This window comes from Haliscomenobacter sp. (assembly GCF_033763495.1).
In the GTDB taxonomy this organism is placed as follows: domain Bacteria; phylum Bacteroidota; class Bacteroidia; order Chitinophagales; family Saprospiraceae; genus Haliscomenobacter.
Map to the genome: position 1 here is coordinate 1 of NZ_JANRKL010000158.1, position 7530 is coordinate 7530.

6 protein-coding genes are annotated in these 7530 nt (G+C 46.8%); 1 reads left to right on the forward strand and 5 read right to left on the reverse strand.

Translation table 11 applies throughout. The annotated features are described in order from the left end of the window. Nucleotides 1-605: DUF418 domain-containing protein (locus tag SFV55_RS16830; RefSeq protein ID WP_413776716.1), on the reverse strand; the 605-nt coding region annotated here is incomplete at its 3' end. 41 nt (nucleotides 606-646) lie between these two features. Further along, on the reverse strand, nucleotides 647-1141 hold the full coding sequence (locus tag SFV55_RS16835; protein WP_320030694.1) for a hypothetical protein: 495 nt from the start codon (nucleotides 1139-1141) through the stop codon (nucleotides 647-649). A gap of 179 nt (nucleotides 1142-1320) precedes the next feature. Between SFV55_RS16835 and SFV55_RS16840 the strand changes: the two genes are divergently transcribed. Then, the gene (locus SFV55_RS16840; protein WP_320030695.1) at nucleotides 1321-2748 is read left to right on the forward strand and encodes an ATP-binding protein; all 1428 of its coding nucleotides are present in this window, start codon (nucleotides 1321-1323) and stop codon (nucleotides 2746-2748) included. Nucleotides 2749-2866: 118 nt separating this feature from the next. On the opposite strand, the gene SFV55_RS16845 is transcribed toward SFV55_RS16840, so the two are convergent. The 3 genes from SFV55_RS16845 to SFV55_RS16855 all read right to left on the reverse strand — a co-directional run. Continuing rightward, entirely contained in the window at nucleotides 2867-5245 is a 2379-nt protein-coding gene (locus SFV55_RS16845; protein WP_320030696.1) for a T9SS type A sorting domain-containing protein, read from the reverse strand. Nucleotides 5246-5380: 135 nt separating this feature from the next. Then, nucleotides 5381-6127 carry a LytR/AlgR family response regulator transcription factor gene (locus tag SFV55_RS16850; protein ID WP_320030697.1) on the reverse strand — a complete coding sequence of 249 codons (747 nt, stop codon included), beginning with the start codon at nucleotides 6125-6127 and terminating at the stop codon, nucleotides 5381-5383. Between the two features lie 10 nt (nucleotides 6128-6137). Then, nucleotides 6138-7530: sensor histidine kinase (locus SFV55_RS16855; protein WP_320030698.1), on the reverse strand; the 1393-nt coding region annotated here is incomplete at its 5' end.

A 7530-nucleotide genomic window follows, 5' to 3' on the forward strand; every position in this document is an offset into this window, starting at 1 on the left:
GCCAATGCCTTGGTTTGGGTTGCCGTGAGGGCTTGATTTTGGCCTTGGGCTGTTGTCGCCTCTACATATGCGATGCGTTTTGCCCGGATGTTTTGGTATTGAATGGTTCCGGCTACAAAACTCGCGATGGCTACGATGGGCACCGCCCACACCAGGTATTTGGCTGCCACATTGCGGAACAAGTACAGAATCATGCCACAAACGGCGTAGAGGTACAGGATCTCGCCGATCCAAAGGATGAGGTGGGCGTGAATCAACCCGAAGAGCAGGAGCCAAAACATGCGCCGATAGTACAATGCATGAACAGAAGCGCCTTTGGTGCCTTTGTTGGCAATGAACAGCAGCAAGCCTGCCCCGAACACCATGCCAAACATGGCGCGCATCTTGCCTTCAAAAAAGACTCCGATGAATTGATAAAGCCAAAAATTGAAAGTCCCAGGGTCGTTTCTGAAGGCTTCAGAATAATAATCGGCCATCGAAAAGCCAGGAATATTCATCAATAAAATGCCCAGAAGTGCAAAGCCTCTGAGGATGTCAATGGTTTCGATGCGCTGGTTTTCCGCAACGGGAGCGGCAGTAGCCATCGCTTGAGTTGTTGATGACATGTTTTTTTGATTTTAGGTAAACGGAAATTCAGAATATCAGCTCAATCCCGAGTGTTCACAATTCTTTGTCCACAGAACTTACATACCGAAGTGCGCTGTGCTGGGTAACCGATGGTTCGATAAATGTTGGCAAAAGCAACTGACTCCTGATTGGCCTGGTGATGCGGGCACCCGCTTTGAATATGCTCTTGGGTAAGGTCTGATGCTGCGGCATGCATCGGCTGTGCTACGCCGCAGCTGCTGCAAAACAGGCCCGTACCAACAACCAATACGATGAGGCTCAGGAAGTGATTGTGCTTAGCTTTCTGGGCCTGATTTGAGTTGGTGTATTCTTTGACGACATAACAAATGAAGATGACGCCGAGAAAAAGAACCCCAGCAGTCAGCGCCAGGAGGATGTTTTGTTCGATAAAATGGACGGCGTTGGATACTTCCAGCTTCGCCTGACTGACATTGGACAGGGAAGCCATAGATTGTGCGGAAAGCAGGTTTGTTGTGCTGAGGAATAGGGCTGCGACAATTAGGATGTTTCTCATGGTGCTCGTTTTTGGTGTTGATAGATCAAGCAATGTTTAATCCTTAATTGCAGCGTGTAGGGGAGAGGTAAGTGGGAGAGGGAGATTTTTTGAAAAAATAATTTTAGCCATAAATTTGATATTTTTTTGGCTAAAATCAATTGATTTGTCTATATTTAAGCCATATTTAAGGTTATAAAATGGCTAAAATAATAGGAAGAGTAGAAGAATTGGCAATTTTGCAATCTGTCCAAGCTGACGACAAGTCGGCTTTTGTCGCTGTATATGGTCGTAGAAGGGTAGGCAAAACCTTTTTAATCCGTTCGTTTTATGAGGGACAATTTACTTTTCATTTGACAGGTATTGCCAACGTTGAAACCGATCAACAATTGACTAATTTTCATTCTGCCCTGGTTCGGTACTTCCCGGAATTGGAAGACAACCTACCCGCAAAAGATTGGTTTCAAGCATTTCAACAACTCATCAAGGCGATAGAGTCGCTGCATTTGGCGGGAAAAAAAGTTTTATTTTTAGACGAACTGCCGTGGTTGGATACACCTAATTCGTTTTTTATATCGGCGTTAGAGCATTTTTGGAACAGTTGGGCCAGTGCGCGAACGGATATTGAATTGATTGTTTGCGGTTCGGCAGCATCCTGGATGATTAATCAACTCATCAATAATACAGGTGGGCTATACAACCGAGTGACCCATCAAATTCAACTTGATCCCTTTACTCTGGCTGAATGTGAAACCTTTTTCAAAGCAAAATCAGTCGGCTTTGACCGTTATCAATTGCTGCAATTGTACATGGTTTTTGGTGGTATACCTTTCTATTTGGATATGATAGACCCTCGTAAAAGTGCCACCCAAAACATCAATGATTTGTGTTTTAAGCCAAAAGGAAAACTGCGGAATGAGTTTGATAAACTCTATGCCACCCTGTTTAAAAAAGCGGATAAGCACATTGCAGTCATTGAAGCCCTTGCCAAAAAAGGAATCGGACTTGAACGTGATGCCTTACTCAAAGCCACTAAATTGCCGAATGGGGGCAATACCTCTGCGGTTTTAAGAGAATTGGAAGAAAGCAATTTCATCCGTAAGTACAATACTTTCGGGAAGCCAAAGAACAACGCCATTTATCAACTGACCGACTTTTATTCCCTCTTTTACCTGAAATTCATTAAAAACAACAGTCCATTTGATGACAACTACTGGATCAATGGCATCGATACACCCGAAATAAGGGCGTGGAGTGGTTATGCCTTCGAGCAAGTGTGCCTCATGCACCTCTCTCAACTCAAAAACGCTTTGGGAATCAATAGCGTCCAAACCCAAACCTCGGCGTGGATTGGAAGCAATGGAACAGACAAAGCGCAAATCGACCTGTTGATTGATCGCCGTGACCACGTGATCAACCTCTGCGAAATGAAATTTTCAATGAAAGCTTTTACCATTGAAAAAGAGTATGCTGATAATTTGCGGAAAAAAATGAGCCTTTTTGCTGAGTTGACCAAAACGAACAAAGCCCTTTGGTTAACCTTTATCACAACTTACGGGCTGGTGCAAAATACTCATGCCCAATCTCTGGTGCATCAGTCTATTACTATGGATGCTTTGTTTCAGTAGGAATTCGTGTTTAACACTATAAGTCCCCAACCAAATACGTTGAACAGAGCCATTACAACAAGCGCACTGCTACCCCAATCGTGCAGCAGTGCGCTGAAAAAAAGAACCTATTGTACGTTTATTGCAATAGCACTTTCTGCGCATAAACCCGCTCGCCCGAACGCACCTGCAGTACGTACAAGCCTTTGGGCAATGTGCTCAAATCCAGGTCGACCTGTTGCAAAGCCATTTTTTGATTTGAATGGCGTAGAATCTTTCCGGTTAGGTCACTAAGTTGAAAGGACTCTATAGGGTCATCGCTCAGCAATTTAACTTGAAGTTGGCTATTGGTAGGGTTAGGGAAAACCGACAACAAACTGGCGTCGCCGAGGTCTTTGGTGCTGGTAGTGGCATTGCCAAAAAAGACCGATGCCAACACGCTGGAGGTAATATCGGGATCGCAGGGCGAATACATAAATACCTCCAGGTTCGGGTAAGTAAGCGGGCTGGCGTCGGAGAGCCGACGCACCTCCAGGATCAAGTCTTGTACACAACTATTGGCCGGGATGGTAAAGGTTTGCCCCAGGTCATTGCCATTGAGCGCTACACCAGCTGCCGCTACAACGGCACCGTTGAGGTTGGATTGTGGATTGAGCTTCAAATTATAGGTGCGTGCTTCATTCGACTCGTTGCACAAATCCAGTTTGAAGGTAGCCGAAGTATTTATCGGGATACCTTGTTTGGTAAGGGTATTCGCCGTTTGGCCATCGTGTTTGAGTTTGGGCTGGTCGCGTTGGTAGCCACCTTCAAAAGGGCAGGAACTGATTGTGCCAGCTTTTACCCTAAACACTGGCGTACCGTACATGGGGTCACGTACCACATCCACATTGAATTTGTCGCCCGGATCATCATCCTGGAAGGTATAGCGGATGTTTTTGCTCGTTGTACCACTTTGGGAAGCCGTTTGGCCAAAGCGCTTTTGGGTCTTGTATTCATACCCGCCTGAGAAGCCAGAGCCGCCAATATTGACCACCCCTTGTAAGCCAAAAGCCCCGTCGATGTAGTTTTCAGTTGTTATGGTTTTGGTATCGGTAATTTCGATGGAAGATTCCCGCGAAATCGGCCCGGCACCGCCACTGAATGAAATGTTTTCAAACAGAGCCGTAGCGGCGGAGCTACTTTTATTGGCTTCGTTGAGTTGCAATACCTGTTTCCAGACATCGATTTGGTTTTGGGCGTCGTTGATGGCTTTCAACTTTGCACGATTGTTGGGTCGAACGCCTACGGAATCTGCCACGATGCGCTGTAAAGCGGCAATATCTGCTTCAATGCCTTCTTTGGTATACACAAACTGTCGAATCGATTCTGGAATAGCTGCATACACCAGGCCAGTGTCAATCCGGCCTCGACAAAGTTTGGTATCTGCTACAATGCTGCGGAATAAGCCATAATTCATGTTCATCCCATAACCGATGAACACATCTGAGCCATCTGCCGCATTCGAGGTGGCAAAACCTTTGCTGATGGTGACACAGGTTTGTCGGGTGTTGCTTTGGATCTGGACATTGCCCGTAGCCCCACTGCCCCTGATTTCAGCGTAAACTTCATAATCAACGGTAGCAATCAACCCAATCGATCCTTTCACCCCAATTTTCACATTGGCATTGTAGGAGTTGGATTCGTCCGTAGCAACGTTGGTTTCCAGGCTGCGGCAAGAAGTCTCGGTCGTTTGAAACTCAGTGAAACTACCATCGCCGGGAGGGTCGTGCAAAACCAGATAGGGCACTTGCGGCTCGGTAATCGTGCCGAGAATAGGGGCCTCCTCGGGGATGATGCCTTCTACCACAAAGGGGAGTACGAGATTGTTAGACAGGCCATAAATAGGGCAATTTAATCTATTTGGGCCACAATAACTATATAAAGAAACTGGAGCGTATAGCCAAGCTTGCTCCGCTGGGCGCGTGAAAGTAAACGTGACTTTCCGGGTATATTTTCGAGTACCGGTGGTCGGATCATCTTGTATTACCTCTTGAAGTATCCCTCTAGCTCCGTTTCCACGCTCGGCATAGGGATACAAGGTAAAGCTTCCGTCCCGATATTCCCCTATGTCTAAAAAACTCGGAGTCGCAAAACCACCATTTTCAATGATGGGGTTATACAGGCCCGTGCTCGCAAAAGCCCCAAGGGTATCCTTCGAGTCGGATTCAAAAGTGATGGTGATGGGTTCCCCTACTTTGGCTTTGAAATATTTGCTTCGTGGTATCTGGTCAAAGGCCCTCTTCAATAAACGCGCAACGCGTAAGTCAGTTTCAAATAGTCCATTAGTTAGGCCGTCCTTGTTCTCCTCAAAATAAGCCAGGGGAACTTCACAAATCTTACCCCGGTTGCTCGAAACCGTGATTTTGACGCCATATGGCGCTTGGATTACGGGAGCTTGTGCGGAGGTTCCAGGTATGCACAGTAGCCAGGCGACGCTGAGCAGGAAAGCAATGCTGAAAAAGTGGTAATTGTGTCTCATGCTTTAGTGTTAGTGAAATGATGCCCTAAAAAAGCAGCAATACACCACGACTTGCAAATACCTGAGGACGAAAGGATGGTTTTTTTGAGTGGAGCTGGGGGATTTTTGAGTGGAGCAAAAACGAGCAAGGAATACTCAAATCGTCTGAATCCGTTTCAACAATTCCTCCCGCAGCGATCTGCTGAGGGGAATGGCTTTGCGGGCAATGATGACGTGGTTTTCACTGACTTCATCGATCTGGGCAAGGTTGACGATGTAGGAGCGGTGGGCACGGATGAAATGTTTGGTGGGAAGTTTTTCTTCCATGACTTTCAGGGTGATCGCCAGCAGGTATTCTTTGTTTTTGGTAAAAATGCGGCAATAGTTGCTTTCCGCTTCGATGTACAAAATGTCTTCGAGAAAAATTTTGACCATTGAGTCTTTGTGCCGCACAAAAATACGATCGCTCAAAATAAAGGAAGCTTCCTCGGATTGTCTTTCCTCGGATTCTGGCGTTTGGTTATCGGCCATGCGACTGAGGGTGAGTTCAATCGCGCGTTGGAGGTCCAGTTTTTTGAAGGGTTTGGAGATAAAGGCGTAGGGTTTGCTCGTTTTCGCCCGATTGAAGGTGGCGTCGTCGGTGTTGGCCGTCAGAAAAATCACGGGTATTTCACGCTCTTTATTTAGCGCTAGCGCCAATTCTACACCATCCATTTTGCCTTTCAGGTGAATGTCGAGCAAGGCGATATCCGGGACATTTTCTTCTACTTGTACAAGTACATCTTCGGCACGAGGGAGAATACCCGTCACCTCATACCCAAGCTCGGTGAGCAAGGTGGATATTTTGGCGGCGATGAGCATCTCATCTTCTACGATCAAAATTTTTACTTTGTTTGACTCCATAAGCTGTACATCAAGCTGCCCGGTTTCTCTTGAATTCCAAACGCACCAGCGTGCCGTTTTGTGTTTCTTCCTGTAAGGTGCCGCCGAGTTGTTGGGTCAGTAGGGTGATCAATTGTGATCCGAAACCGGTACCCTTGGTTTGGGGTGTTTTGCCAACGCCATTGTCGGCTACTTCCAGGCGCAGAGAGTCAGCGTCGGTCGTTTCCAGTTGGATTTTTACTACGCCACTTTGCCCATTCGGGAAGGCATATTTCAAGGCATTGGTCAGCAGTTCGTTCACAATCAGCCCCAATGGTACGGCAGTATCCACATCCAATTCCAGCTTGTCCATGATGCATTCAATCTGAACCCGATCTTCCGCTGCAAAGGTATCCAAAATGCTTTCACTCAGATTGATAAAATAATCCTTCATGTCGATACTCGACAAATTATCGCCTTGATACAATTTTTGGTGCACGATGCCGATGGATTGCACGCGGTTTTGCCCTGCTTCCATCACTTCGCGCAGGTTTGGATCATCCACTTGACGCGATTGTAGGAGCAACAAACTCGATACCATTTCCAGGTTGTTTTTTACCCGGTGGTGTATTTCTTTGAGCAGCAGTTCGTTTTCTTGGTTCCTTTTTCCCAGTTGTTGATTGGCGGCTCCCAGCAGGCGATTGGCCTTTTGCCGCGAACGCAAACCAAGGTAGATCAACAACGAAGTAAGCAGGGATAAAGCCACAAATCCCCAGAGGAGCAACTGAAAATTCTGCTGCCTTTCAATTTGTTCTTCCTGCATGGCAATGGTGGCGGCGCGTTGACCCGCTTCGTATTTATCGGCCAGGCCATCTTTCAGGGTATTGATTGTTTGCTCAACCTCGCGTTCTCTTTCATCTTCATACAGGCTCATGTAGCGATAGGCGTTTGTGTAATCGCCCAGGCCCAAGTAGCTATCTGCTGCATGATGTAGGTTTTCCCGCAAATTGCGTTTGTCGCCAATTTCCTGCATCAGTTCAATGGCCCGCAAGGTGTGGGGCAATGCCTGATCGTAGCGTTTTTGTAGCAGCAGGGCATGGCCAGTATTGGCTTCACTGGTCATAATTCCTCGCTTCAGGCCTAATTTTTCAGAAATGTTTTTTGAGCGTTCGTAATCGTGAAGTGCTGCGGCGTAATTGCCCAGGAACTTATTGGCGTTCCCCCTCACGTTTGATGCCCGGGCAGCCTGTAGTCCATTAGGAGCTATCCGCTCCACAATGTCGATCGCTTGTGAGGCGTACTTTAGCCCTTCGGCGGGTTCTCCTTTCAGCACATAGGTATAAGACGAATAGAGGAGTGCGTCCACCAGTAGCTCTGGTTCATCCATTGTTTTTAATAGGTCAATAGCCTGTTGGGAATAGTTGATTGCTTTTCCATAATCATCT

What these genes read in the sequence shown, in the direction of transcription:
- SFV55_RS16835 (WP_320030694.1), bottom strand. Translation starts at nt 1,141, where the DNA reads ATGAGAAACATCCTAATTGTCGCAGCCCTATTCCTCAGCACAACAAAC.
- SFV55_RS16840 (WP_320030695.1), top strand. Translation starts at nt 1,321, where the DNA reads ATGGCTAAAATAATAGGAAGAGTAGAAGAATTGGCAATTTTGCAATCT.
- SFV55_RS16845 (WP_320030696.1), bottom strand. Translation starts at nt 5,245, where the DNA reads ATGAGACACAATTACCACTTTTTCAGCATTGCTTTCCTGCTCAGCGTC.
- SFV55_RS16850 (WP_320030697.1), bottom strand. Translation starts at nt 6,127, where the DNA reads ATGGAGTCAAACAAAGTAAAAATTTTGATCGTAGAAGATGAGATGCTC.